The 25,072-nt window shown below is 68.4% G+C and carries 13 protein-coding genes; 12 read left to right on the forward strand and 1 reads right to left on the reverse strand.

Translation table 11 applies throughout. The features are described 5' to 3' along the window. Positions 1-2: 2 nt before the first annotated feature. Positions 3-701 carry a siderophore-interacting protein gene (locus NE2_RS09810; protein WP_063025643.1) on the reverse strand — a complete coding sequence of 233 codons (699 nt, stop codon included), beginning with the start codon at positions 699-701 and terminating at the stop codon, positions 3-5. A gap of 145 nt (positions 702-846) precedes the next feature. On the opposite strand from NE2_RS09810, the gene NE2_RS09815 reads away from it, so the two are divergent. The 12 genes from NE2_RS09815 to NE2_RS09870 all read left to right on the forward strand — a co-directional run bounded on the left by NE2_RS09815 (position 847) and on the right by NE2_RS09870 (position 25,070). Further along, a complete protein-coding gene (locus tag NE2_RS09815) occupies positions 847-4,323 on the forward strand; it encodes a non-ribosomal peptide synthetase (RefSeq protein WP_063025644.1) in 3,477 nt (1,158 codons plus the stop codon). A gap of 52 nt (positions 4,324-4,375) precedes the next feature. After that, the gene (locus NE2_RS09820) at positions 4,376-10,546 is read left to right on the forward strand and encodes a non-ribosomal peptide synthetase (protein WP_063025645.1); all 6,171 of its coding nucleotides are present in this window, start codon (positions 4,376-4,378) and stop codon (positions 10,544-10,546) included. Between the two features lie 23 nt (positions 10,547-10,569). After that, positions 10,570-11,322: a thioesterase II family protein gene (locus NE2_RS09825; protein ID WP_063025646.1), complete on the forward strand. Its 753-nt coding sequence runs from the start codon at positions 10,570-10,572 to the stop codon at positions 11,320-11,322. 70 nt (positions 11,323-11,392) lie between these two features. Further along, positions 11,393-12,676 (forward strand): beta-ketoacyl [acyl carrier protein] synthase domain-containing protein, encoded by a 1,284-nt coding sequence (locus tag NE2_RS09830; protein WP_063025647.1) that lies wholly within the window; start codon positions 11,393-11,395, stop codon positions 12,674-12,676. Positions 12,677-12,683: 7 nt separating this feature from the next. Then, complete coding sequence (nbtC, locus tag NE2_RS09835) at positions 12,684-15,731, forward strand: nocobactin polyketide synthase NbtC (protein WP_063025648.1); 3,048 nt, start codon at positions 12,684-12,686, stop codon at positions 15,729-15,731. Positions 15,732-15,822: 91 nt separating this feature from the next. After that, on the forward strand, positions 15,823-16,785 hold the full coding sequence (locus tag NE2_RS09840; RefSeq protein ID WP_063025649.1) for a daunorubicin/doxorubicin resistance ABC transporter ATP-binding protein DrrA: 963 nt from the start codon (positions 15,823-15,825) through the stop codon (positions 16,783-16,785). Next, positions 16,782-17,567: an ABC transporter permease gene (locus NE2_RS09845; protein WP_063025650.1), complete on the forward strand. Its 786-nt coding sequence runs from the start codon at positions 16,782-16,784 to the stop codon at positions 17,565-17,567. Before NE2_RS09840 ends, NE2_RS09845 begins: the two co-directional genes overlap by 4 nt. Beyond that, a complete protein-coding gene (locus NE2_RS09850; protein ID WP_233429724.1) occupies positions 17,564-18,373 on the forward strand; it encodes an ABC transporter permease in 810 nt (269 codons plus the stop codon). The genes NE2_RS09845 and NE2_RS09850 overlap by 4 nt, the downstream gene beginning before the upstream one ends. A gap of 330 nt (positions 18,374-18,703) precedes the next feature. Continuing rightward, positions 18,704-19,852, forward strand: a complete 1,149-nt coding sequence (locus NE2_RS09855; RefSeq protein ID WP_167356725.1) for a lipase family protein — start codon at positions 18,704-18,706, stop codon at positions 19,850-19,852. 104 nt (positions 19,853-19,956) lie between these two features. After that, complete coding sequence (locus NE2_RS09860; protein WP_146165298.1) at positions 19,957-21,273, forward strand: lipase family protein; 1,317 nt, start codon at positions 19,957-19,959, stop codon at positions 21,271-21,273. 264 nt (positions 21,274-21,537) lie between these two features. After that, a complete protein-coding gene (locus NE2_RS09865; protein ID WP_063025682.1) occupies positions 21,538-22,692 on the forward strand; it encodes an alkane 1-monooxygenase in 1,155 nt (384 codons plus the stop codon). Positions 22,693-22,961: 269 nt separating this feature from the next. Beyond that, a complete protein-coding gene (locus tag NE2_RS09870; RefSeq protein ID WP_063025654.1) occupies positions 22,962-25,070 on the forward strand; it encodes an amylo-alpha-1,6-glucosidase in 2,109 nt (702 codons plus the stop codon). Positions 25,071-25,072: the final 2 nt, after the last annotated feature.

A 25,072-nucleotide genomic window follows, 5' to 3' on the forward strand; every position in this document is an offset into this window, starting at 1 on the left:
GGTCACCGCCAGTAGCCGCGGGCGGCGATATTGTGCTTCGGCAGTTTGGCTTTCAGCGATTTGGTGATCGCGCGCGTGGTGGCGGCATCGCAGGCGGCCCAGCCGAAGGCGTCGGGGGAGCAGGTGACCGAGTCGGCCGCCTGCCGCAGCAGCTGACCGTAGTTGACTCGCTGTACCCAGGTCACCTCGGTCTTCGGTCCGGTGCGCACCGGCAGCGACTGCTCGGACTCCTCCTGCCATTCCAGCCATACCCGGGCCGGCGTCTCGCCGATCGCGTCCAGCAGCGAGTTGATCGCCGGCAGTGAGGCGCTGTCGCCGAAGATCAGGAATTCCGACGGAACCGGTTCGGGCACCGCGAATTTCGAGCCCATGACGGTGGCGTCGATCTCGTCACCGACCGTGGCCCGCGCAGCCCACTGTGAGGCCGGGCCGCCGTGCAGCGCGAATTCGATATCGAATGCGTCGTTGCCGGGATCGGGATCCACGAGGGTGTATCCGCGCTGTTGCAGGTTGCCGTTGTCGTCGGGGAACCAGATGCGGATCCACTGCGTGGGATGGACGGGATGGTCGGTCAGCAGCCCGCCGCCGGTGAAGCCGAGCCGCAGGTACTTGTCGCCGATCTGCCGCACCGAGGTGACGGTCAGCCGGTAGTCGTCCGCGCGCAGTGCCTTGAGGATGACGCCGTTGATGCCTTTGCCCATGGGGTTAGGGTAGCTGGGTTAGGTTAGCCAAACCACACCCCTACGGCAGTTGGGGCCGGTGGGCTACTATGCTTGCAGGTTAGGCAAGCCTAGCCTTTGAAGTAGGTGGTGAGGCCCGATTTCCGGCCGGTGAGGAGTTTGTCTGATGCTCGGCAAGGCTGACGTTCGTGACCTCGTGGCGGCGGAGCTGGGGATCCAACCCGAATCGATCGGATACGACGACGATCTGGTCGGCCTGGGCATGCATTCGATGAAACTGATGCGCCTGGCAGGTCGCTGGCGCAAACAGGGCCACGAGGTCCGCAGTTCCGAACTCGCGCTCTCACCCACGATCTCGGCATGGGCCGAGCTGCTCGGCGCCACCCCCGAACCGGCCCCCGCCGACAGCGGTGCCGACTCTGCCACCGACGGTGCGACATTCACCGAGGGCGAGGAATTCGCCCTCGCCACCATGCAACACGCCTACTGGGTCGGTCGCCGCCAGGACCAGCAGCTCGGCGGTGTCGCCGCCCATCTCTACGTCGAATTCGACGGCCGCGGCCTGGATGCCGATCGGATGGGCCGCGCGGTCGACCGCCTGGTACGCCGCCATCCGCAGTTGCGGGCGCAGTTCACCGACGCCGGCACGCAGCGCGTGCTGCCCGAGCCGCTGCTCCCGGTGTTCCGGGTGGAGGACCTGCGCACGTCCGCCGACCCGGACGCGGAACTGGAACGCCTGCGCCAGGCCAAGAGTCATCAGCGGATGGATGTCGAATCCGGTCAGGTCGTCGACATCACCGTCACTCTGCTGCCCGGCGGCGCGCACCGCGTGCACGTCGATGTGGACATGCTCGCCGCGGACGCGTTGAGCTACCGGCGCATTCTCGACGATCTGGCCGCGCTGTACGACGGCGACGCCGATCCGGCCGACACCGTCGGCTACACCTTCCGCGAATATCTCGACGCCAGAGCGCGCCACGCGCCGGACAATTCGGCCGCCAAGGCCTGGTGGGAGCGGCGGCTCGCCGACCTGCCCGATATCCCGTCGTTGCCGGTCCTGGCCGAGGACGAGCGCACCGATCCCAGCCGCAGCATCCGGCTGCACCACTGGTTCGAACCCGAGGCCAAGGCCGGATTCGACACACTCGCCCACAGTCACGGTGTCACCCCGGCGGTCGCGCTGGCCACGGTGTTCGCCGAGACCATCGCGCGCTGGTCCGCGCGGCAGCGCTTCCTGCTGAACGTCCCGCTGTTCGACCGGGAGCCGCTGCACGACGACATCGACCGCGTAGTGGGTGATTTCACGAACTCGGTGCTGGTCGACGTCGATGCCCGCGAGCCGGAATCGATGGTCGCCCGCGCCAAGCGCCTGCAGCGCGAATTGCACACCTGCGCCGTGCATTCCGTATACGAGGGCCTGGATGTGCTGCGTGATCTCGGCCGGTCGCGTGGTGGTCCGGTGACGCCGTCGGTGGTGTTCACCTCGGGACTGGACCTGGGTGAGCTCTTCTCCGATCGGGTCACCGCGCTGTTCGGCGAGCCGGTGTGGATTCTGTCGCAGGGCCCGCAGGTCGATCTGGACGCGCAGGTCGCCGAACTGGGCGGCGGACTGCTGGTCAACTGGGATGTGCGCCGCGACGCCATGCCCGAGGGAGTGGTCGCGGCGATGTTCGCCGAATTCCGCCGCCTGCTGCTGACCCTCGCCGAGCCGGGCGCGGACTGGAACGCACCGCTGTCGATCGACCTGCCGGTGCGGCAGCGCGCGGTGCGCGAGCGGGTGAACGACACCTTCACCGACTGGCAGGCGCGCACCCTGCACGGTGAGTTCTTCGCCCGGGCCCGGCGCAAGCCGGAAGCCGAGGCCCTGCGCCGGCGCGGCGGTGCCTGCGACTACGGCGACCTGGCCGATCAGGCGCTCGCGGTGGCCGCAGCGCTCACCGATGCGGGCGTGCGGCCGGGCGATACCGTCGCGGTGATCGTTCCCAAGGGGCATCGGCAGATTCCGGCCGTACTCGGTGTGCTGGCCGCGGGCGCGGCCTACGTGCCGATCGGCACCGGTCAGCCGTCGGCGCGGCGCGACCGCATTCTGGCCCGCGCGGGCGCCCGGGTCGCGCTCACCGATGCGGCGCTCGAGCTGCCGGCCGATGTCACCCCGATCGCACTGAGCACCGCGCTGGCGGGTCGTCGCCTCGATCGCGCCTACGCCAGCGATCCGGATGCCGTCGCCTACGTGCTGTTCACCTCCGGATCCACCGGTGAGCCCAAGGGTGTGGAGGTCAGCCATCGGGCCGCCGCCAACACCGTCGACGCCCTCGCGGCGTATTTCGGCCTGGACGCGCACGCTCGCCTGCTGGGCCTGTCGTCGCTGGAATTCGATCTGTCGGTCTTCGACATCTTCGCCCCGCTCGCGCTGGGCGGTGCGCTGGTGTGTGTGGACGCCGAGATCGAGCGGGACGCCCGGGCGTGGGCCCGGCTGATCGCCGAACACGAAGTGAGCGTGCTCAATTGCGCGCCCGGCTTGATCGGGATGTTGCTGGACTCCGCCGACGCGCAGGACCTGCGCACCCTCCGGGTGGTCGTCACCGGCGGCGACCGGGTCGACGCCGAACTCGCCCGTCGCCTGCGCGCCCTGGTGCCCGGCCTGCGTTTCGCCGGTCTGGGCGGAGCCACCGAGGCCGCGATTCATTCGACCGTCTGCGAAGTGACCGAGGACTTCCCGGCCGACCGCACCGCGGTGCCCTACGGCACGCCGCTGGCCAATGTGGCGATGCGCGTGGTGAACGAGCGCGGCGAGGACTGCCCCGACTGGGTCGTCGGCGAATTGTGGATCGGCGGAACCAGTGTGGCCGACGGCTATCGCGGCGATCCGGAACGCACCGCGCAGCGTTTCGTCGAGTACGGCGGCCTGCGGTGGTACCGCACCGGCGATCTGGCCCGCTATCTGCCCGACGGCACCGTCGACTTCCTCGGTCGCGCCGACCATCAGGTGAAGATCCGCGGCTACCGCGTGGAACTCGGCGAGGTCGAAACCGCCCTGACCACACTGCCGTCCGTGCAGCAGGCCGTCGCGCTGGTGACCGGTTCCGGCCGGTTGGCGGCCGCGGTGCGGGCCGGCGCGGTGGTCACCGCCGACGAACTGCGGGCCGCGCTGCGGGATCTGCTTCCCGCCCACATGATTCCGGACCTGATCGAAACCGTGTCCGAGATTCCGCTGACTCCCAACGGGAAATTGGACCGGGCGGCGATCCGGCGGCTGATGGAGGCGGGCGCGCCCGACGCCGGCGCATCCGCGGTGCCGCCGGCGAACGAGGTCGAGGCGGCGCTGGCCTATATCGCGGCGCAGATTCTCGGTGTCGACACCCTCGGTGTGGAAACCGATTTCTTCGAGATCGGCGGCAATTCGATTCTGGCCACCACGCTGACCGCCCAGGTGCGCGGACTGCTCGCGGTCGAGAAATTCGGTGTCACCGCGGTATTCGCCGGCCGGACGGTGCGCCGCATCGCCGCGCAGTTGCAGGCCGACGAAACCATCCCGGGTCGCTTGGCGCAGGTCTCGCGAATCCTGCTGGAGCTGGCCGAAGTGCCGGTGCCCCAGCCTCATTCGGCACAGGCCGATTCGGCTCTCGCCTCGGCGGGGAACTGAGCCACCGCAGCACAGGCCCCGAGTTTTCGTTGTAGACAGATTGGTTCGTCAGATGCGTTCGCTGGAAGACCTGCAGGTAGCGATGGCCGCTCGGCTCGCCGAGGAGGGTTTGGCCACCGCCGCGGCTGTGCCGGTGCGCCGGAATCCGGAACGGGCGCCGTTGTCGTTCGGCCAGCGTTACGTGTGGGCGCATCAGCAGATTTCGCCCGGCAGCTCCGCCTACAACCTGTGCCTGGCGTTGACCTTCGAGGGCGCGGCGGACGCCGAGCCGATCGATGTGGGCGCCCTGCGCACGGCCTTCGCCGCGCTCGTCGAGCGGCACGAGGTGCTGCGCACCACCTATCACACCGATGAGGACGGTGAGCCCTATCAGCGGATCCATTCCGACCTGCCGCCCCGGCTGGTGGAGGAGGATCTGTCCGGTCTCGCCGAGGAGCAGGCCCGGCAGCGGTTGCGTGAGCTGACCGAGGCCGCGGCCCGGGAAACCTTCGATCTGACATCGGAGTCCTCGCTGCGGGTGACCTTCGTTCGCATATCCGCCGGTGAACTGGTCGCGGTGGTGGTCATTCAGCACATCGCGTGGGACGGTATGACACTGCCCGCGCTCTCGCGGGATGTGGAGAACTTCTACCGGCAGGCACTGACCGGCCCGGTCACGGTGGAGCCGCTGCGGTTACAGGTCGCCGATTTCGCCGAATGGGAGGCCGACCGGTTCGCCGCCGACGACCATGCCGAGGATATTCGCTTCTGGCGCAACAGCTTCGACGGTGAACTGCCGGAACTGCAGCTGCCCTACGATCGCCGCCCGGTCGCGGCCACCGAACGCGGAGCCCGCTGCGATCGCCCGCTGAGCGCGGCCGCCGACGCGACGCTGCGCCGCCTCACCGCCGACCTGCGCACCACCCCGTTCTCGGTGTTCCTCGCCGCCTATTACGTCGCGCTGCGCGAGATGACCGGGCGCACCGACATGGTCATCGGCACCACCGTGGCCAACCGCGAAGAGTCCGGGATGGAACTGCTGATCGGCAATCTCGGCAATATGCTCCCGCTGCGCATCGCCGGCCGCGACGATCAGCGCTTCGCCGAGCTGGTCGAGCACGTGCGCGGCGTGATCACCGACGCGTTCGGGCACAAGCATTTTCCGCAGGAAGGCATCGTCCGCGCGGTGAACGCCGCGACCGGCAACGTCGGCTCCCAGCTGTTCGACACGATGGTGCTGTTCCTGCACCAGAAAATCGACGGCCCCCAGCTTCCGGGCGCCACCACCAGCTGGGAGTTGATGGACAACGGCGCGGCCCTGCTGCCGCTGGTGGTGGAGACCTTCATGCACGGTGATCGGACCGACGTCCAGATCACCTATCGCACCGATCTTTTCGATCCCGTCACGATCGATCGCCTGCACGAATACATCGACCTCGTGCTCGCCGCCGCGACCGCCGACCGAAAGGTATCGGAGCTCGCCACGTTGTCGCCGACCGATCGTAAGGCGCTGGCGCAGTGGTCGCACGGCGCCGCGGTGCCGATCGAGGCGCAGACCGCCGACGCGATGATCCGCGCCTCCGCGCGCACCTACCCGGACCGTACGGCCGTGGTGTTCGGCGATATCGAACTGACCTACCGCGAATTCGACACCCGGGTGAACCGGCTCGCGCGCCTGCTGCTCGCGGAGGGCGTGCGGCCCGGCGATCGAGTCGGCGTCTACGCCGAACGCAGTGAGCGGCTGCCGATCGCGTTCGCGGCGGTGCTGCGCGTCGGCGCGGTGTATTTCCCGATCGACCCCAGCTATCCGCTCGACCGCATCGAGTACATGCTCGGCGATGCCGAGCCGGCGCTGCTGCTGATGTCGGCCGACAGGGAACTTGCCCTCGAAAGCCATGTCGCGGCAATCGATCTCAGCGACAAGTCGGTGATCGAACGGCTGTCCGCGCTGGACGGCTCGGAGCTGTCGCCGGGCGAGCTGCCGCGGCCCCTGCATCCGCTCGACCCCGCCTATCTGCTCTATACCTCCGGCACCACCGGCCGCCCGAAAGGTGTCGTGATCCACCACCGCGGAATCGCCAACCATGTGCAGTGGATGCGCGACTACCTCGGCTTCGGCGAGGAGCGCATCCTGCAGAAGGCGCCGATCGGCTTCGACGTCTCGGTCTTCGAGCTGGTGAACGCGCTGTGCACCGGATCGGCGACGGTGCTGCCGCCGCCGCGGTGGTGGCAGGCCGATGTGGAGGCGCTCGCCGATATCATCCACCGGCACCGCATCACGCAGATCTCGCTGGTGCCCAGTGTGGTTCGCGCCTTCATCGATGCGGGGCCGGACCCGGCGCGGCTGCAATCCATGCGCTATGTGTATCTGGGCGGCGAGGCGGTGCCGCCGGCGCTGGTCGAGGAATCGAGCCGCTTCTTCGGCGGTACGGTGCTCGGTCTCTACGGCCCCACCGAGGGGTCGATGGACCTCATGCACGAGGACTTCGCCGGGCGGACGAACACCGAGGAGGCGGCCGGTACCGCGCTCGAACCGGCGCTCATCGGCCTGCCCGAATGGAATTCGTCGGTGTACGTGCTGGACGAGCGGTTGCGGCAGGTGCCGCCCGGTGTGATCGGTGAGCTCTACCTCGGCGGCGTGCAGCTGGCCCAGGGCTACCATCGCCGCCCCGATCTGACCGCCGGGGCCTTCGTGGCATGCCCGTTCGCCGGTGAGCCCGGGGCCCGGATGTATCGCACCGGCGATATCGTGCGCTGGAATTCGCAGGGCCGCATGGAATATCTGGGCCGGGTCGACGATCAGGTCAAGGTGCGCGGACATCGCATCGAGCTGGGTGAGATCGGCACCGTGCTGCGCCGCGTGCCCGGTATCGCCTCCGCCGTCGCGATCACCGTGCCGCAGGGCGAGCCGAGCCACGACCTGGCGCTGGTGGCCTACTATGTGCCCGAGGCGAACTCGGAGTTCGCCACCGCCGGCGACGCCGAGAACACCGAGCGCATCAAAGCCGCACTGGCGCAACGCCTGCCGGAATACATGATCCCCACGGCACTCGTGAAACTGGCGGCACTGCCGCTGACCGCCAACGGCAAACTCGACCGCCGGGCCCTGCCGCAGCCGGATCTGGGTGGCAGCACCGGGCACGGGCGGGAACTGCGCGAAGGCGCCGAAGCCGCGGTCGCGGAGGTGGTGCGCGCGGTGCTGCACCTCGGCGATACCACCGCGCTGGCGGCCGACGACGATTTCCTGGCCCTGGGCGGCGATTCCATCAGCGCGATCCGGATGGCGTCGGCGTTGAAGAAGTACGGATTGCTGATCACCACCAGCGCGCTGTTCGACGCGCGCACGATCGCCCGCATCGCCGCGGCGTGCGAGCCGATCGCCGAAAGCAGCGGCCCGGCCCTGGTCGAGGCGGAGAGCCCGGCCGGCTGGATCCCGCTCAATCCCATCGCTGCCCTGCTCACCGAACAATCCGACGACTACCGCTCCTATACCCAGGCCACCGCGGTCGTGGCGCCCGCGCACAGCACTCGCGAGCAGATCGCCGAGGTCGTCTCGGCGCTGGCCGCACGCCATCCGATGCTGCGTGCCCGGCTCGGCACCGGTCCCCTCGGCGCCACGGCTTATTACGTCCCGGAACCGGACGAGCCGACCGCCCCGCCCACCCTCGCCGAGGTCGTGATCGATGACGAGAACTGGGACCGCACCGCGGGTGCGCAGCTGAATGCGCAGTTGGTCGAGCTGAGCGCGCAGCTGGACCCCGACGCGGGGCGCATGCTCGCCGCCGCCTGGGTGCACTCCGCCGACGGAACGCAGGGGCGGCTGCTGCTGGTCGTCCACCACTTGGTGGTCGACGGTGTGTCCTGGCGTGTGCTGCATGACGATCTGCGTGGACTGTGGGGTGTCGCGGCCACGACGGTCGAACCGCAGCCGGGGACCTCGGTCAAGACCTGGAACACCGGCCTGGTGCAGGTGGCCGACAGCGACGCCGTCCTCGCGACACTGCCGTACTGGCGCGCGGCCGCCGAAGCGGTGGATCCGCCGCTCGGCAGTCGCGCCCTGGACCCGGCCGTCGACACCGTCGCGGCCGTGCGCGAGGTCACCGCCACCCTCGACGCGGACGACACCGCGTTCCTGATGAGCACGGCTACAACGGCTTTCGGCTGCGATTTTCTCGACATCCAGGTCGCCTCGCTCGCGGTCGCGATCCATCGCTTCCGCCGCCGCCGCGACCGGGACGCGGATGCGGTCGCGGTGACGATGGAACGACACGGCCGGGTCGAAACCCTGTTCAGCGGAGTGGATCTCGCGAACACCGTCGGCTGGTTCACCACCACCTACCCGGTCTCGCTGCGCATTCCGGATGCGGGCGAGCAGGTCGAATCCGCGGTGAAGGCGGTCAAGGAGCAACTGCTCGCGGTGCCCGAATCGGGGATCGGCTGGGGACTGCTGAGCCGGCTCAACCCGGAGACCCGCGCCGAGCTGGCCGGTTCACGCTCGCCGCAGGTGAGTTTCAATTACATGGGCCGATTCGCCGAGTCCGCCGCGGACCGCGACTCGGTCCGAACCTGGGATGCCGCACCGGAATTCGGCTATCTGGGTGGCCATGCGGATCCGGCCATGCCGGCCCCGGCGCTGCTGGACGTCAACACCGTGGCACTTGCCGACGGCGACAGTGTGCGGTTGCACGCCTCCTTCCGGTTCCCGGCTGGCCCGCTGTCCGTGGACGAAGCCGGCGAACTGGCCCAGCTGTGGACCGAGGGCCTGGGCGAACTCGTGAAGACGGTGCGCGACAACCCAATTCGCCGCCTCACGCCCAGCGACGTGGTCGCCGACGAGGTGACCCAGCCGGATCTGGATCGCTGGCAGGCGCTGTATCGCGGATGCGTGGACATCTACCCGCTGGCCCCGCTGCAGGCCGGTCTGTACTTCACCGCGCTCGGCTCCGCGGGCAACGACGTCTACAACGTGCAGACGCTCATCGGGGTCCGTGGCGAACTCGACCTGCCGCGGCTGTCCGCGGCCTTCGACACCGTGCTCAACCGCTATCCCAATCTGCGCGTGTCGATTTCGGTGTCGCATGCGGGACAGCCCTATGCGGTGGTCGCCGACCACATGAGCATCCCGGTGCGCGAGATCGACTTCGTGGACCTGCCCGACGCGCAGGAGCGGCTGCACGACTTCTTCCGCGCCGACCAGGCGGAACATTTCGACCTCACCCAGGGCCCGCTGCTGCGGGTCACCGTGGTGCATCTGCCCGGCAACCGGCACACGGTCGTGCTGACCTCGCATCATCTGCTGACCGACGGCTGGTCCGGGCAGCTGCTGCCGCGGGAGATCTTCGCCGAATACGCTGGACGCGGGGGCGAGCCACTCGGCGATCCGGACACCTTCGCGCGGTTCCTGCGCCTCACCCGGGACCGGGAGGAGGCCACCGAGGCGGCCTGGCGGAACTACCTCGAGGATGTGCGACCGTGCCTCGTCGCCCCGGCCCGCACGCCCGACAGCGGCGGCGTACCGGAGGGGCGCACGTTCGTTCTCGACGACGACACGGTCGCGCGTGCCACCGAACTGGCCGCCGAGCAAGGCGCCACCTTCAGTCTGGTCTGCCAGCTCGCCTGGGCCAACGCGCTGCGATACGTCACCGGCGACCAGGCAACGGTTTTCGGCGAGGTGGTGTCGGGCCGGCCCGCCGACCTCGACGGCGTCGACCATGCGGTCGGCTGTTTCGCCAACACCATTCCGGTCGCGATCGACCTGGCCGGCGACCGGACCTGGCGCGACCATCTCGCCGAAATGCAGCGGCACCGGGTGGATCTCATGGAGTATCACCAGTACCGGCTCACCTCGGCGATGCGGGCGGCGGGACGGTCGGGCCCGGCGGCGCGCAAGCTGTTCGACAGCATGTTCGTCTTCCAGTCCTATCCGCCGGGCCGCGACGAACTGGAAACCTCGTTGCGCGAGGGCGGTTTGGAGCTGGTGTCGTTCGAGGGCGGCGGCGCCACCGACAACGCGCTGCTGCTGATGATCTTCCCGGCCAATTCCCTGCTGCCCGGCGACGCCGTGCAGGCAGTGGTGTTCTACGCCGAGGACAGTTTCGAAGCCGACGACGCCCGGATCATCGAGACCGCGTTCCGGAATACGTTGCGCGCCATCGTCGAACAGCCCGACCGCGCCGTCGCCGACACCACCGTGCTCGACGACGAGGATCAGGGCCTGCTGGTGATGCGGCGGATGTGGCAGTGACAGATATGAGGAGTCGGACGAGCATGGCAGCAGCACCCGGTTGGATCCGGCAGTTCCACGCACCGCGCGGGGCGAGCGCACCGTTGATCATCTGCCCGCACGCGGGCGGCGGCGCATCGACCTATCGGCCCTTCTCGAAGCAGTTGCGCGACCATTTCGACGTCGGTGTGCTGCAGTACCCCGGCCGGCAGGACCGCGCTCGCGAGGCCGCGCTGCGGACGCTGCCGGAGATCGCCGAGGGTGCCTTCGACGAGTTCGCGCTCTCACCGTGGAACCGCGACGAGCCGATCACGGTGCTCGGCCACAGTATGGGGTCGATCGTGGCCTTCGAATTCGTCCGCATCGCCGAATCCGAAGGCGTGCCGGTGCGATTGCTGGCCGTCTCGGGTGCGGTTCCCCCGTCGCGGGTAGCCGAGATGCCCAACCATCCGACCGAGGACGAACAGTTGCTCGACCATATGGCCGGGCTGGAGGGCACCGGCTCGGATCTACTAGGTAATCGTGACCTGATGCGGATGGCGCTGCCCGCGCTGAAGGCCGACTACGCCGCCTTCGACCGCTACACCTGCCCGCCGGACGTGCGGGTACAGGCTCCCGTCCAGGCGATGGGCGGCAGCGACGACGAGTACGTCACCATGGGCGACCTCTACGGCTGGCAGCAGCACACCGAATCGCAGCTGTCGGTATCGATATTCGACGGTGGCCACTTCTATTTGCACGACCACGTGGAGGGCATCGCGGAGCTGCTCGTCGCCGAGATGGAGACCACAGCATGAGCGACGCGACCGGAGGCGGCAGCGTGCGTAACCACGGAGGGAGCCGGGAATGCCCGCAGGTGACCACAGCATGAGTGATGCGGATCCCATCGTCGTCAGCGGCCTCGCCGTCGAGGCGCCCGGCGGCATCGAGACCCCCGGCCAGTACTGGGCGGCGCTGTCGCAGGCCCGCGATCTGACCGGGCCGTTCCCGCGCGACCGCGGCTGGCCACTCGCCGAACTGCTGAACCTGTCGCGCCACGAGGGCTGGGCCGCGGTCCGCGACGCGGGCGGATTCCTCGATCGCGCAGCGGAATTCGATCCGATGTTCTTCGGCATCACACCACGCGAGGCGGTCGCGATGGATCCGCAGCAGCGGGTGGCGCTGCGGGTGGCCTGGCGGGCGCTCGAGAACGCCGGGCTCAATCCCGCGGCCATCGACGGTGACGAGGTGGGCTGTTATATGGGCGCCTCGCCGACCGAATACGGTCCGCACGGCGCCGAGGTCAACGACTATTCCGGCTATCGTGTGGCCGGCGCGGCGCTGGGAGCGGTGGCCGGGCGAATCTCCAACTGCCTCGGCCTCGGCGGTCCGTCGATCGTGGTCGACACCGCCTGTGCCTCGTCGCTGTCTGCGCTGCATATGGCGGCGGCGGCGATCCGCGCCGGGGAATGTGAGTGGGCGCTGGCCGGTGCGGTCTGTGTGATGGGTTCGCCCGCCGCGTTCTTCGAATTTTCCAAGAACAACGCGCTGGCCGCGGACGGGCAGTGCAAACCGTATTCGGATGCCGCCGACGGCACGCTCTGGGGTGAGGGCGCGGGGGTGGTCGTGCTGGAACGCGAATCGCGGGCCCGCGCGGCCGGTCGCCGGATCTACGGCCGGTTGCTCGCCACCCGGGTCAACCACAACGGCGCCGGAGCGCCGATCGCCGTGCCGAGCAGCCGCGCGCAGGAGCGACTGATCCGCGCGACGGTTGCGGCGGCGGGAATTTCACCCGAGGTCGTCGGCATGATCGAAGGCCACGGCACCGCGACGGCGGTCGGCGATCCGCTGGAACTCGAGGCGCTGGACCGCGTCTACGGATCGGGCTCCGCGCGCCTGGGCTCGGTGAAATCGAATCTGGGCCACGCACAGGCGGCGGCGGGCATGCTCGGGCTGATCAAGGTGCTGCTCAGCGGTCTGCGCGGACAGATCGCGCCGACCCGCTTCGCCGACAATCCGACCGGCAAGGTGGATTGGGACGCGACCGGCTTGCGGCTGGCGGCGAAACTCGAGGACTGGCAGCCGCACGACGGCGTGCGCTACGGGGCGGTGTCGTCGTTCGGGGTGTCGGGCACGAATGCCCATGCGCTGCTGGCCATTCCGGCCGAATAGGAGAGTCATGTCTAGCTACCGCCTGCCCGACGGCAGCGTCCCGATCCTGCTGTCCAGCGACAACCCGGACCTGCTGGGACGGGAGGCGGCCGCCGTCGCGGACTACCTCGCCGACCATCCCGAGGTGACTCCGGACCGCCTGGCCGACATGCTGTTTCGCACCCGCTCGCCGCGCCGCCATCGCGCTGTGATCATGGCGGATGCGCAGACCGATGTGATCGCCGCGCTGCGTGCCGTCGCCGACGGCCGCCCGCATCCGGCGGTGGTGCGATCGGAGCGCGCCGCGACCGCGCAGCGCGTGGCCTACGTCTTTCCCGGCCAGGGCAGCCAGCGCCCCGGTATGGGCGCGATGCTCTACGAGCACTCATCGGCCTATCGCGATGCTGTCGACGAGTGCGACAAGGTCTTTCACGATCTCTACGGCTGGTCGCCGCGCGCCTATCTGCTCGAGGCCGGGCAGGAGGCCGACGACAAGGCGCTGACCGTGCAACCGGCGCTGTTCGTGCAGATGGTCGGTGTGGCGGCGATGTGGCAGGCCGCCGGGGTCGGCCCGGGTGTGACCGTCGGGCATTCGCAGGGTGAGATCGCCGCCGCCTACGTCAGCGGGGCGCAGACCCTGCGGGACGCGGTCCGGATCGTCACCACCCGGGCGCGGATCGTCGACGACCGTCAGCTCAGCGGGTATTCCATGGCGGTGCTGGGCATCGACCGCGACGAGTGCGAGGACCTGATCGCACGCCAGGCCGATTTCGTGGAGTTGTCGGTGATCAACTCCCGCCACATCATCGCGATCTCCGGAGAACGCGACGCCGTCGTCGCCATCGTCGAATCGCTCAATGCCGCAGGAAAATTCGCCAAAGAGATTCGCGTCCAATATCCGGCGCACACCTCCTATGTGAGTGCCGGGCGCGAATTGCTGGCTGCCACGGTCGGTCCGGAAATGGACAACCACGCCTTCATCGACACCGAGATCGACTGTATCGGCGCCACCATGGGCGACCGCCTCCATCCGGGTCTGTCCATCGTCGACTACTGGTATCTGAACCTGCGTAACCGGGTGCGCTTCGACCTGGCGATCCGGAAAGCCGTGGAGGCCGGGGCGAGCACCTTCATCGAGATCTCCGAACATCCGACGCTGATGCTCGCGATTCAGGAGAATCTGTCGGAAGTTCCGGGGCAGCGGGAATTTCGGACGTTGGGCACCTCGCGCCGCACCGCCGAGGATCTGCGAGAGTTCACCCGCAATCTGGCGACCGTCGCGGTGCACGACGCGAACTATCGGTGGGAGGCGCTGCGCGAACCGGGCGCCGGTGGCGTGCCCGCGCTGCCGCTGCTCGATTTCCCCAACACGCAGATGAGCGCCAAATCGCTGTGGGCGTCGTTCGACTACGCTCGCACTGCCGAAAAGAGCCCCGCCGGAAGTGATTCCGACGATTCCACCGTCGCCCCGCAGCGGGTGCTCGAGACCTGGACCAGATTGCGGCGGCGCACGATGGTGCCGCCGCGGACCCTCGCGGTGGTCGATCCGAGCGGCGCTCACGCCGAACTCGCGGCCGCCGTCCGCGCGGCCGCGCCCCGCCAGGGCGCCACGGTGATCGAGGCGGGTACCGGCGCGCGGCCGGACACCCTGGTGGTGCTGGCCCCGCCCGCGTCGCCGGACGGTCCGGTGCACGATGTGTCCGAATTCCTCGGGGACCGCGGCTGGTTGGCCGAACTCGACGGCATCGGCGATATCTGGCTGGTGACCAGCGGCGGCGAACAGGTCGTCGACTCAGATCTGCCGGATCCGTTCCATGCCGCCGCACAGGCCGGATTCCGTTGTCTGGCAGCCGAACACGTCGGCGTCGCCTTCCGGCACGCCGATCTCGGCGCCGGGACCGATGCCGCTGCGGCGGCGAAGGCGCTGCTCGGCGCGATCCATATCGCGGGGGAGCCGGAATTGGCCGTGCGCGACGGCGGCTACTACGCGAAACGGCTGATCCTCGACGACACCGAGGGTGATATTCCGCCGCACGGGGAGGAACTGCGCGAGGTCGTCATCGTCGGCGGCACCGGCAAGGTGGGGCTCGACCTCTGCGAGCAGTTCGCCGCCGCGGGCGCGGGCCGGATCACGGTGATCAGCCGGTCCGGCGGTTCGGCCGCCGCTGCCGCGCGCATCGCCGAGATCGGCGCCCGGCACGATTCCGAGATCGTGGTGCGCCGCTGCGACGCCGGTGACGCAGACGCACTCGCCGACCTCGCGGCGGACTACGCCGCGAGCCCGGCGACCCTCGTCGTGCATGCCGCCGTGGATTACGACGCCGCGGCCGCCGATCCGGATCCGGCGGCCATTCGCGCGGCCGCCAACGCCAAATCCGTCGTGCTGCACAACCTCACGCGTATCTTCCCGCGCACCGACGACGGTCGCATCGTGGTGTGCTCGTCGCTGTCGGCCACACTGGGCGGGCGCGGGCATATGGTCTACTCCGCGATCAACCGGATGCTGGACGCGCAGGCCGCGCACTACCGGGCCGAAGGCATCCGATGCTCGTCGGTGCAGTGGGGCCTGTGGCGGGCGGTCGGCGCCGACCATGCCGAAGCGCTGGCTCGCATCAGCGGCACCGGATTGCTGCCGATGGACCCGGCGGTGGCGGTCGCCGCCGGCTTCGCGCCGCGTGCGGCCACTGTGCTGGTCGCCGCCGCCCAGTGGGGTCGCATCCGAGATCTCTTCTCGGTCTTCGGTTTCGCGCCGCTGTTCGCCGAACTGCCCGACGACGAACCGGAGCCGGAGGCGGCCACGGTTGCCGAACCGGTGGCCGAACCCGAGCCCGCCGCCGACACGGCCGCCGCGCCGCGCGGCACCGCCGACACCGTGCGCGATGCCCTGCGGGTGGTGATGGGGTTGGAACCGAGCGAGGCCGTCGACGGATCGGTCCCGCTGGTGGCGCTGGGCCTGGATTCGCTGCAGGCACTCGACCTCCGCAAGCGGGTCGAGGCCGAATTGCGGCGGGATCTCCCGGTCACCGCCATTCTCGGCGGCGCCTCCCTCGACGAGGTGGTGGCGCTGCTCGGCTGAGGCCGAGGCGGTGGAGTCCATCGAATTATCAAGTTAGCCTTACCAAAGTAAATGGGCGGGCGCTCGGACGGAGAGCATGGTGTCGAATTCAATGGGTAGTCCGGCGGATACGGACAACGCGATCGTCGTCGACGGTGTCGAGAAGACCTTCGGCGCGGTGCGCGCGTTGCGAGGTATCAGCTTCAGCGCCCCCGCGGGCAGTGTGCTGGGTGTGCTCGGGCCCAACGGCGCGGGTAAGACCACCACGGTGTCGGTGTTGTCGACGCTGATCCGTCCCGACGCCGGTAGTGCGCGGGTAGCCGGCTTCGACGTCGTCACCCAGGCCGCGCAGGTCCGCTCCTCGATCATGCTGACCGGCCAGTACGCGGCGCTCGACGAAATGCTCACCGGCCGGGAGAATCTGGTGCTCTTCGCCCGTCTGATGGGCTTGCGGCGCAAGGCCGCCGCGCAGCGCGCCGAGGAACTGCTGGAGCAGTTCGCGCTCACCGAGGCCGCGGGACGACGGGTCGGCCAGTACTCCGGCGGTATGCGCCGGCGCATCGATATCGCCTGCGGATTGGTCCGGCCGCCGCGCGTGGTCTTCCTCGACGAACCCACCACCGGTCTGGACCCCGTCAGCCGCCAGAGCCTGTGGGCGCTGGTGCGCTCGCTCAAGGAACAGGGCGTCACGATTCTGCTCACCACGCAGTACCTCGAGGAAGCGGATGCGTTGAGCGACAACATCATTGTCGTCGACAAGGGCACCGTGATCGCCGAGGGCACCGCCGATCAGCTCAAGGCCCGCTCCGGCGACAGCTACTGCGAGGTCGTCCCGGTCGATGCCGGCGATGTGCCGGCCGTGGCCGCCGCGCTGGCGAGCCTGGGGGAGGTCACGATCGCCGAATCGCAGGACCGGGTGTCGGTGCCCGCGCCCGGTGGCGCGGTGACGCTGTCGGATGCGCTGGACCGGATCAACAGCGCGGGAATCGAATTGATCGACATCGCCTTGCGCCGTCCCTCCCTCGACGAGGTCTTCATCCAGCTGACCAAACCGGCCGAAGAGATTCCGGCATGACCGCGGCGAGCACCGAAACCCCCGAACTGTTCCGGGTTCCGGCCGGGCTGCAATGGACGGCATTGAGCGGCCGCATGATTCGCACCGCGCTGCGCGAGGGCGATCTGGTGCTGGCCTTCGCCGCGCCGGTGGTGTTCTTCGTCTGCTTCTACGTGCCGCTGCGGCATTCGATGGAGGCCGGTGGTATCGACTACGCGCAGTACCTGCTGCCCTTGATCGCGGTCTTCGCCATGTTCTTCACCTCCATGTTCGCCGGTGACCGGGCGGCGCGAGAGGTCGTGGGCGGCATGGCCACCCGGCTGCGGGCGATGCCGGTGCCGCCGTGGGTTCCGGTGACCGCTCGGATGTCGGCGAATCTGGTGCGCGCCGTCGCCGCCTTCGCCGGGGCGCTGATCATCGGCACGATCGTCGGATTCCGATTCCACGGCGCGGATTCCGCGCTGGTCTTCGTGCTGGTGGTCCTGGCGTTCGGCGCCACGCTCGTGATCGCCACCGACGCGCTCGGCACCATCACGCGTAACAGCGAACTCAGCGGCACCGTCCTGTTCGGCCCGCAACTGCTGCTGGTGATGACCTCCACCGGGTTCGTTCCGGTGCAGGGTTTTCCGGGCTGGATCCAGCCGTATGTACGCAATCAGCCGGTCTCGCAGATCACCGACGCGCTGCGTGGACTGGCGGCGGGGAAGTACCCCGCCGAGCTCGGCGTGGCCGCGATCTGGATCGCGGTGCTGCTGGTGGTCGCCGTGGTCCTGGCAGTGCGAGCGGAAGGGCACCGGCGATGAGTGCGACCGTTATGGACAATTCTCCTGTGCTCGGCACCCGGATCGGTGATCTGTGGTCGCAGACCCTGATCGAGACCGGTCGCCTGCTGCGGCGCTGGTCACGGCAGCCGGAGGTGATCACCAGCACGCTGGTGTTGCCGATTCTGCTGCTGCTCATGTACGACCTGGTGCTCGACAAATCCCTCGGCGCCGCCGGCGGGGCCGACCCGATCTACGGGTTCGTGCCGATGATCGCCGTCGCCGGGGCGATGTACGGCGCGATGGGTACCGGCATGTCGTTGTACGCCGAGCGGGAAAGCGGTCTGCTGCGCCGATTCTGGGTGCTTCCGATGCATCGCTGGGCCGGACTGTCCGGCCGGCTGGCCGCCGAATGCGCCCGCGCGCTCGCGGCGACGGTCGTGGTCGTCGCCGTGGGCATGGCGCTGGGCCTGCGGTTCCAGCAGGGCTGGGGCGGTGCGATCGGCGTCCTGCTGGTACCGGTGATCGTGATCGCCGGATTCACCCCGCTGGTCATCGCGGTCGGGGTGAGCAGCGCCGGTGACAAGGTGGTGCAGCTGTTCGCGATCGTGGTGTTGGTCGGCATGTTCTTCAATTCCGGATTCGTGCCGGTGCAGAACTATCCGGGCCGGCTGCAACCGATCGTGCGGGCTCAGCCGATGAGCTGCGCCATCGAGGCGATGCGCGACTTCACTCTAGGTGGTCCGCTGCTGGTTCCGGTATTGCAGACCGTGGCGTGGTCGGTGGGTCTGATGGTGGTTTTCGGCGCCGTGGCCATTCGCGGTTACCGTCGCGCCGCCCAGAGTTGACCCGTCTTCCGCCTCCCGACAAGCCATTAGCCCGTCATTAGCGAGACACGCCGAGTGTCATTCTGATTCACCGAAGATCGATCCGCCTTTTTCGGTACTGTCGAGATCCGTTTGTTCGTTCCGATAGGCATCCCGAGGCTCAGGAAAGGACGAATCGTGCGGAGCCGGATACGCAGTTGTACCGCTGTCTTGTTCGGAGCTCTCATCGCCGTTGCGGGCGGAATGGTTTCCGCGCCGCATGCCTGGACGCAGCCTCCGGCGCAGGCCGCCGCCGATGAGGATTTCTACGTTCCGCCGGCGCCCCTGCCCCCTGCTCCTCCGGGAGCCATCATGCGAGCTCAGCCCGCATCGCTGATGTTCTCGGCGCCGGGACAGCCCGGCGTCGTCCCGGCGATCTCGACACGCATGATGTATCTCAGCAACGACACGCACGACGCGCCGACCGCGGTGACGGGAACGTATCTGCAGCCGATGCTGCCGTGGACCGGTCCCGGTGACCGCCCATTGGTCGCGTACGCGGTCGGCACGCAGGGGCAGGGCGACCAATGCGCGCCCTCGAAATTGCTCCCGCAACTCGTCCGATACCAGCCGCCGTTCGACGTCATCGCCGAATACGATGTGTTGGCGCTGTATTCGCTGCTGTCACGCGGTATGGCCGTCGTGGTCACCGATTACCATGGGCTGGGCACACCGGAAATGCACGACTTCCTGAATCGGAGAGCGCAATCCTATGCGGTACTCGATTCGGCGCGGGCCGCGGAGCAGTTGCCGAACAACGGCCTGGGGCCGCGGCCGCCGGTCATCGTGTACGGCTACTCCCAAGGGGGTATGGCCTCGGCCGGTGCGGCCGAACTGCAACCGAGCTATGCGCCCGAGCTGAATATGCGCGGCGCCTACATCGGCGGGCCGGTGGTCGATCCCGAATACTTCATCGGCTTCAACGAGGGCCAGCCGAGCCTTTCCGGCGCGGTGGGATTCACACTCAACGGCATCGCGGCGGACTATCCCGAGACGCGCCCGGAACTCGACGCCGAACTCAACGACGCCGGCAAGGCGCTGCTGAGCGATGCCGCGAATAAATGTGCCATCGCGGTATCGATCGACAATCCGCAGCGGCAGACGGCCCAGTTCACCTCCAGTGGACAGCCACTCACCACGGTGATCGACCGGTCCCCGGCGTTGAGCCAGGCCTTCGCCGATCAGCGCATCGGTGGCGGCACGCCGGCGGCGCCGGTGCTCATCGCCTCGGCGAAGAACGACGAGGGCGCGCCGTACGCGCCCATCCGAGATGTGGCCGCCGCGTGGTGCAGTCGCGGCGTCCCGGTGCAGATCGACGCGAACTCCCAGCTTCCGCCGATTTCCGGCGTCGTCGGCACCCACGATCTCGCCTTCTTCCCGTCCTTGGCGGCCTCGCAGATGTGGCTGACCGATCGGCTCGCGGCGGCACCCGCGGCGAGCAATTGCGCCGCGTTGCCGTAGCGGCCGCCGTGCCCGGAGGGGCCGCAGAGGCCCACCCGGGCCACCGATGTTCGATCGCTCGACGCTCGATGTATATCCGCTGAAAACGCAGGGAAGGATCGATCGTGAGGGGCTTGATCCACAGATGGAACGCAGTTCTGTTCGGCTCGCTCGTCGTCATCGCGGGCGCGGCGATATCGGCGCCACCCGCGTCGCCGCAACCGGCTACGCAGGTCGCCGCCGATGATTTCTACGTACCGCCGCCGGTACCGCCGATGCCGCCGGGCGCGATCCTTCGTGCTCAACCGGCAGCGCTGGTGATGTCGGCACCCGGCCAACCGGGTGTCGTGCCGGCGGCGTCGACGCGAATGATGTACATCAGCAGCGATACTCACGATGCCCCGACCGCGGTGGTGGCGACGTATCTGCAGCCGACACTGCCATGGACCGGCCCGGGTGAACGTCCGCTGGTCGCCTACGGAGTCGGCTCGCAGGGCCAAGGCGATCAGTGCGCGCCGTCGAAGGTGCTGCCGCAGCTGGCCCAGTTCCAGCCGCCGTACGACGTCATCGCCGAATACGACGTCATCGCGCTGACGTCGTTGCTCGCGCGCGGTATGGCCGTGGTGCTGACCGATTATCACGGGCTGGGCACACCCGAGGTGCACGATTTCCTTAACCGGAAAGCGCAGGCGTATGCGGTACTCGACTCCGCGCGTGCCGCATTGCAGCTACCTGGGACCGGGCTGAATCCACACTCTCCGGTCATTCTGTTCGGCTACTCTCAGGGGGGCATGGCCTCGGCCGGTGCCGCCGAACTGCAATCCAGCTACGCGCCCGAACTGAACGTGCGCGGGGCCTACATCGGCGGGCCGATCGTCGACCCGGAGAGTTTCATCGGTTACAACTACGGCCAACCCGGTGTCGGATCCTCCGCGCCGTTCACCCTCAACGGCATCGCCGCCGACTATCCCGAAACGCGTCCGATTCTCGATGCCGAAATCAACGACGCCGGTAAAGGACTGATGAACGACGCTCTGGGCAAGTGCGCCATTGCGGCGTCATTGGACATTCAAATACGACGAATAGCCCAAATCACCAATAGCGGAGAACCTCTCACCGCGGTCATCGACCGGTCTCCCGCGCTCAAAGCGGCATTCGACGAGCAGCGCATCGGAACCATCGCGCCCTCGATGCCGGTACTCATCGCCTCGGCCGCGAACGACGAGGGCACGCCGTATGCGCCGGTTCGTGCCGTGGCCGCCGGTTGGTGCGGCGGTGGCACTCCGGTTCAGCTGGACGCGAATCCGCAGCTGCCCGCGATCACCGGCGTCGTGGGCACCCACGACCTGGCCTATTTCCCATCGCTGGCGACCGCGCATTCATGGATGACCGATCGGCTCGCCGGGCTGCCCGCGCCGAGTAATTGCGCCGCCCTGCCGTAGCGAGCCCGACAGACGCCGCCCGCCGACCGGGGTGGGCGGCGTCGCGTCGTCTCGGATCGGAAACACGCCACGAAAATTGCTGTCATATCTTGGCGATTTCGGGGTATCTGCACGTCCGTAGGTCTTTTTCGCTGATCTCTGGACAGCCTGGCACGAACGGCTACTCTGAATGTTTCAGGCCTATGCCGCTTCATGTTTCAGGCCGGCGCCGCTTCGCGCGGCCGCATTCTCGATCTGGTGTCACTTCTGGATAGCGAGAAGTACATGGCGATCTTCGAACAATCCCGAGCCCGCGACCCCAAGCGCTACCTATGGATGCTGGGGTTGATCGCACCGGCTTGCGCCCTGCTCCCCGGGCCACTGGTGGTCCTCACCGGATCGCCGGTGTTCTGGTGGATCGGGCCGATCATCGTTTTCGTGGCCATCCCGTTGCTGGACTGGGCGATCGGGAACGACGGCAGTAATCCGCACGACGAGGACTACGAAGCGCTCTCCAACGACCGCTACTACCGTTGGTGCACTTACCTGTTCCTGCCGATGCAATTCTTCGGCCTGTTCGTCGCGGGTTATCTGTGGGCGGACACCGTCCTGTCCTTCGCGGACAAACTCGGTCTCACCGTCACTCTCGGGGTGGTGTCCGGCATCGGCATCAACGCCGCCCACGAACTCGGCCACCGGTCCGAGCATCTGGAACGGTGGCTGTCGAAGATCGCGCTCGCGCAGTCCGCGTACGGGCACTTCTTCGTCGAGCACAACCGCGGCCACCACGCCCGCGTCGCGACCCCGGACGACCCGGCCAGCGCCCGCTTCGGCGAGTCGCTGTGGGTGTTTCTGCCGCGCAGCATGTTCGGCGGCCTCCGCTCGGCGTTCCGGCTCGAACGGGACCGGCTGGCGCGCAGGGGCAAGCGGTGGTTCAGCTACGAGAATCATCTGCTGCAGGCCTGGTCGATGAGTGTCGTGCTGTTCGGCGGCATGATCCTGTACTTCGGCCCGCGTGTGATCCCGTGGCTGGCCTTGCAGGCGTTGATCGGCGCCCTTCTGCTCGAGACGGTGAACTATGTCGAGCATTACGGCCTGCTGCGCGTGCGGCGCGCCGACGGCACGTTCGGGCGCTGCTCGCCGCGCGACAGCTGGAACAGCGACAGTCTGGTCACCAACATCTTCCTGTTCCATCTCCAGCGCCACAGCGACCACCACGCGAATCCGGGGCGCCGCTACCAGACCTTGCGCAGCGTCGAGCAGGCGCCACAGCTTCCGATGGGCTATGCCGGGATGGTCCTGCTGGCAGCGGTGCCGCCGCTGTGGCGGGCGGTGATCGATCCTCGGGTGCTGGCCCACTACGGAGGTGACCGCAGCCTGGTCAACGTCAAACCGTCGCGCAAACGGCCTGTCGAAGGAGCCGGCGATCGCGCGCGCTGAGTGCCGGCCGCGATTGGCCGTGCTGTGCCGCCCCGCGGATTTGCGACCTGGTCTAGGGATTGGCCGTGCCGAGCACCGTCCAGCGGTTACTCTCGATGATCGAGACGTTCTCGTGCGAACGTTGTCGGATAGGCCCACGCAAACCTCGAGCCGGATCGGTTGTCGCCGGTGATCAGGGAGGAGCCGTTCGCGATGGTGATGTTCGAGTCGACGAAACGATCTACCGTGCCCGCCGCGGCGCCGCGACACCCCCGAGGGGGTGCTGCGCGATGACCGGGCCCTCACCTCTCAACGGCGGCGAACCCGCCTTGCTGAACGGTTCGGTGACGCTGGTCGAGGGCAGTACCTTCTGCCTGTCCGACCGGGTCGGCGATGTGGAATCGGGAACCTCGCAGGGCCTGTTCTATCGCGACGCCCGGGTGGTGTCGCGCTGGGAGCTGCGGGTGGACGGGCAGCGGCTCGAACCGCTGTCGGTGCTCAGCCCCGAGGCATTCACCGCGCGCTTCATCCTGCGGCGGCCGCCGCGGTCCGGCGCCGCCGATTCCAGTCTCCTGGTGGTGCGCGAACGACTGGTCGCCGACGGGATGAGAGAAACGGTCATCCTGGAGAATCTCGGCCGCGAACCCACGGCCGTGGTGCTCGAGCTGCGCGCCGACGCCGACTTCGTGGATCTGTTCGCCGTCAAGGAGGGCCGGGCCGGGCACGGACGCGCCGAAATACTGGTCACCGATAACGAACTGCTGCTCAACGACCGCTCCGATCGCGCACGCGGCCTGGCGGTGTCCTCCTCGGAACTCCCGACCGTGCTGCCCGGCTCGCTGACCTGGCGCATCGTCGTGCCCGCCACCGGCCGCTGGCAGACCGAGATCCTCGCGCAGCCGACCGTGGCCAATCAGCGGGTGCATGTCGCGCTGCGCCCCGGCGAGCACTATCGCAGCAGCGAACCGGGCCGCAAGATGGCCGCCTGGCGTGACACCGCCACCAAACTCACCACCGGTGATCCGCAGCTCACCGCGATTCTGCAGCGCACCGAAAGCGATTTGGGCGCACTGCAGATTCGCGAGGAACGCCGGCATCGCACCTTCGTCGCGGCCGGCGCACCGTGGTTCATGACGCTGTTCGGCCGCGACTCGCTGCTCACCGCGTGGATGGCGCTGCCGCTGGACTCCTCGCTCGCACTCGGCACCATGCAGCAGCTGGCCGAAATGCAGGGCCAGCAGGTCGACGCGCTGACCGAGGAGGAGCCGGGCCGGATCATGCACGAGATCCGCCGCGGCCCGGCGGGCGGACTGGCCCTGGGCGGGGAGGTGTACTACGGAACCGTCGACGCCACACCACTTTTCGTGATGCTGCTGGCCGAGACCCGGCGCTGGGGTGCGTCGCCGGAGGCGGTGCAGACGCTGCTGCCGGCGGCGGACGCGGCCCTCGACTGGATCTCACACTTCGGCGATCGCGACGGTGACGGCTTCGTCGAATATCAGCGCGCGACCGACCGCGGCCTGATCAACCAGGGCTGGAAGGACAGCTTCGACGGCATCAACGACGCGGCCGGACATCTCGCCCAGGCGCCGATCGCGCTGTGTGAGGTGCAGGGCTACGTCTACGCGGCGATCCTGGCCCGGGCCGAACTGGCCGAGGAATTCGGGCAGTCGGACAAGGCCGAGAAGCTGCGCGAACATGCCGCCGAATTGCGCACGAAATTCGCCGAAGCCTTCTGGATTCCCGAAAAGGGCTGGTATGCGGTCGCTTTGGACGGTAACAAGCGCCGCGTCGATGCGCTCACCAGCAATGTCGGCCATTGCCTGTGGTCGGGCATCGTGACCGACGACCACGCCGAACAACTGGTGCACCATCTGGCGACCGCGGAGATGGACTCCGGATTCGGTTTGCGCACACTGTCTTCCGGGATGGGCGCGTTCAATCCGATGAGCTATCACAACGGTTCGGTCTGGCCGCACGACACCGCCATCGCGGTCGCCGGTCTGCTGCGTTACCGCCACATCCCGGGCGCGGTCGGGCTGGCCACCCGGTTGTCCAACGGATTACTCGACGCCGCAACCGCTTTCGGCGGCCGGCTGCCCGAGTTGTTCTGTGGCTTTCAGCGCTCCCGTTTCTCGGCGCCGGTGCCGTATCCGACCTCGTGTTCCCCGCAAGCCTGGGCCAGCGCCGCGCCGCTGTTGCTGGTCCGTTCGTTCCTGGGGCTCGAACCCGATGTGCCGCACCGGACGGTGACCGTCCTGCCGCACGTCCCCGCGCGCTGGGGCAGGGTAGAGCTCACCGATCTGCGCCTCGGCGGGACGGCCGTGGATCTGGCAGTGGACGGTGAGCAGGTGATCGCCACCAACCTGCCCGAGGATTGGCGGCTGATCACCCACTGACC

It is taken from the genome of Nocardia elegans NBRC 108235 (genome assembly GCF_001612845.1).
In the GTDB taxonomy this organism is placed as follows: domain Bacteria; phylum Actinomycetota; class Actinomycetes; order Mycobacteriales; family Mycobacteriaceae; genus Nocardia; species Nocardia nova.

Coding starts and splice junctions, on each gene's coding strand:
- NE2_RS09845 (WP_063025650.1), top strand. CDS start 16,782: ATGACCGCGGCGAGCACCGAAACCCCCGAACTGTTCCGGGTTCCGGCC.
- NE2_RS09830 (WP_063025647.1), top strand. CDS start 11,393: ATGAGTGATGCGGATCCCATCGTCGTCAGCGGCCTCGCCGTCGAGGCG.
- NE2_RS09870 (WP_063025654.1), top strand. CDS start 22,962: ATGACCGGGCCCTCACCTCTCAACGGCGGCGAACCCGCCTTGCTGAAC.
- NE2_RS09825 (WP_063025646.1), top strand. CDS start 10,570: ATGGCAGCAGCACCCGGTTGGATCCGGCAGTTCCACGCACCGCGCGGG.
- NE2_RS09815 (WP_063025644.1), top strand. CDS start 847: ATGCTCGGCAAGGCTGACGTTCGTGACCTCGTGGCGGCGGAGCTGGGG.
- NE2_RS09820 (WP_063025645.1), top strand. CDS start 4,376: ATGCGTTCGCTGGAAGACCTGCAGGTAGCGATGGCCGCTCGGCTCGCC.
- NE2_RS09840 (WP_063025649.1), top strand. CDS start 15,823: ATGGGTAGTCCGGCGGATACGGACAACGCGATCGTCGTCGACGGTGTC.
- NE2_RS09855 (WP_167356725.1), top strand. CDS start 18,704: ATGCGAGCTCAGCCCGCATCGCTGATGTTCTCGGCGCCGGGACAGCCC.
- nbtC (WP_063025648.1), top strand. CDS start 12,684: ATGTCTAGCTACCGCCTGCCCGACGGCAGCGTCCCGATCCTGCTGTCC.
- NE2_RS09850 (WP_233429724.1), top strand. CDS start 17,564: ATGAGTGCGACCGTTATGGACAATTCTCCTGTGCTCGGCACCCGGATC.
- NE2_RS09865 (WP_063025682.1), top strand. CDS start 21,538: ATGGCGATCTTCGAACAATCCCGAGCCCGCGACCCCAAGCGCTACCTA.
- NE2_RS09810 (WP_063025643.1), bottom strand. CDS start 701: ATGGGCAAAGGCATCAACGGCGTCATCCTCAAGGCACTGCGCGCGGAC.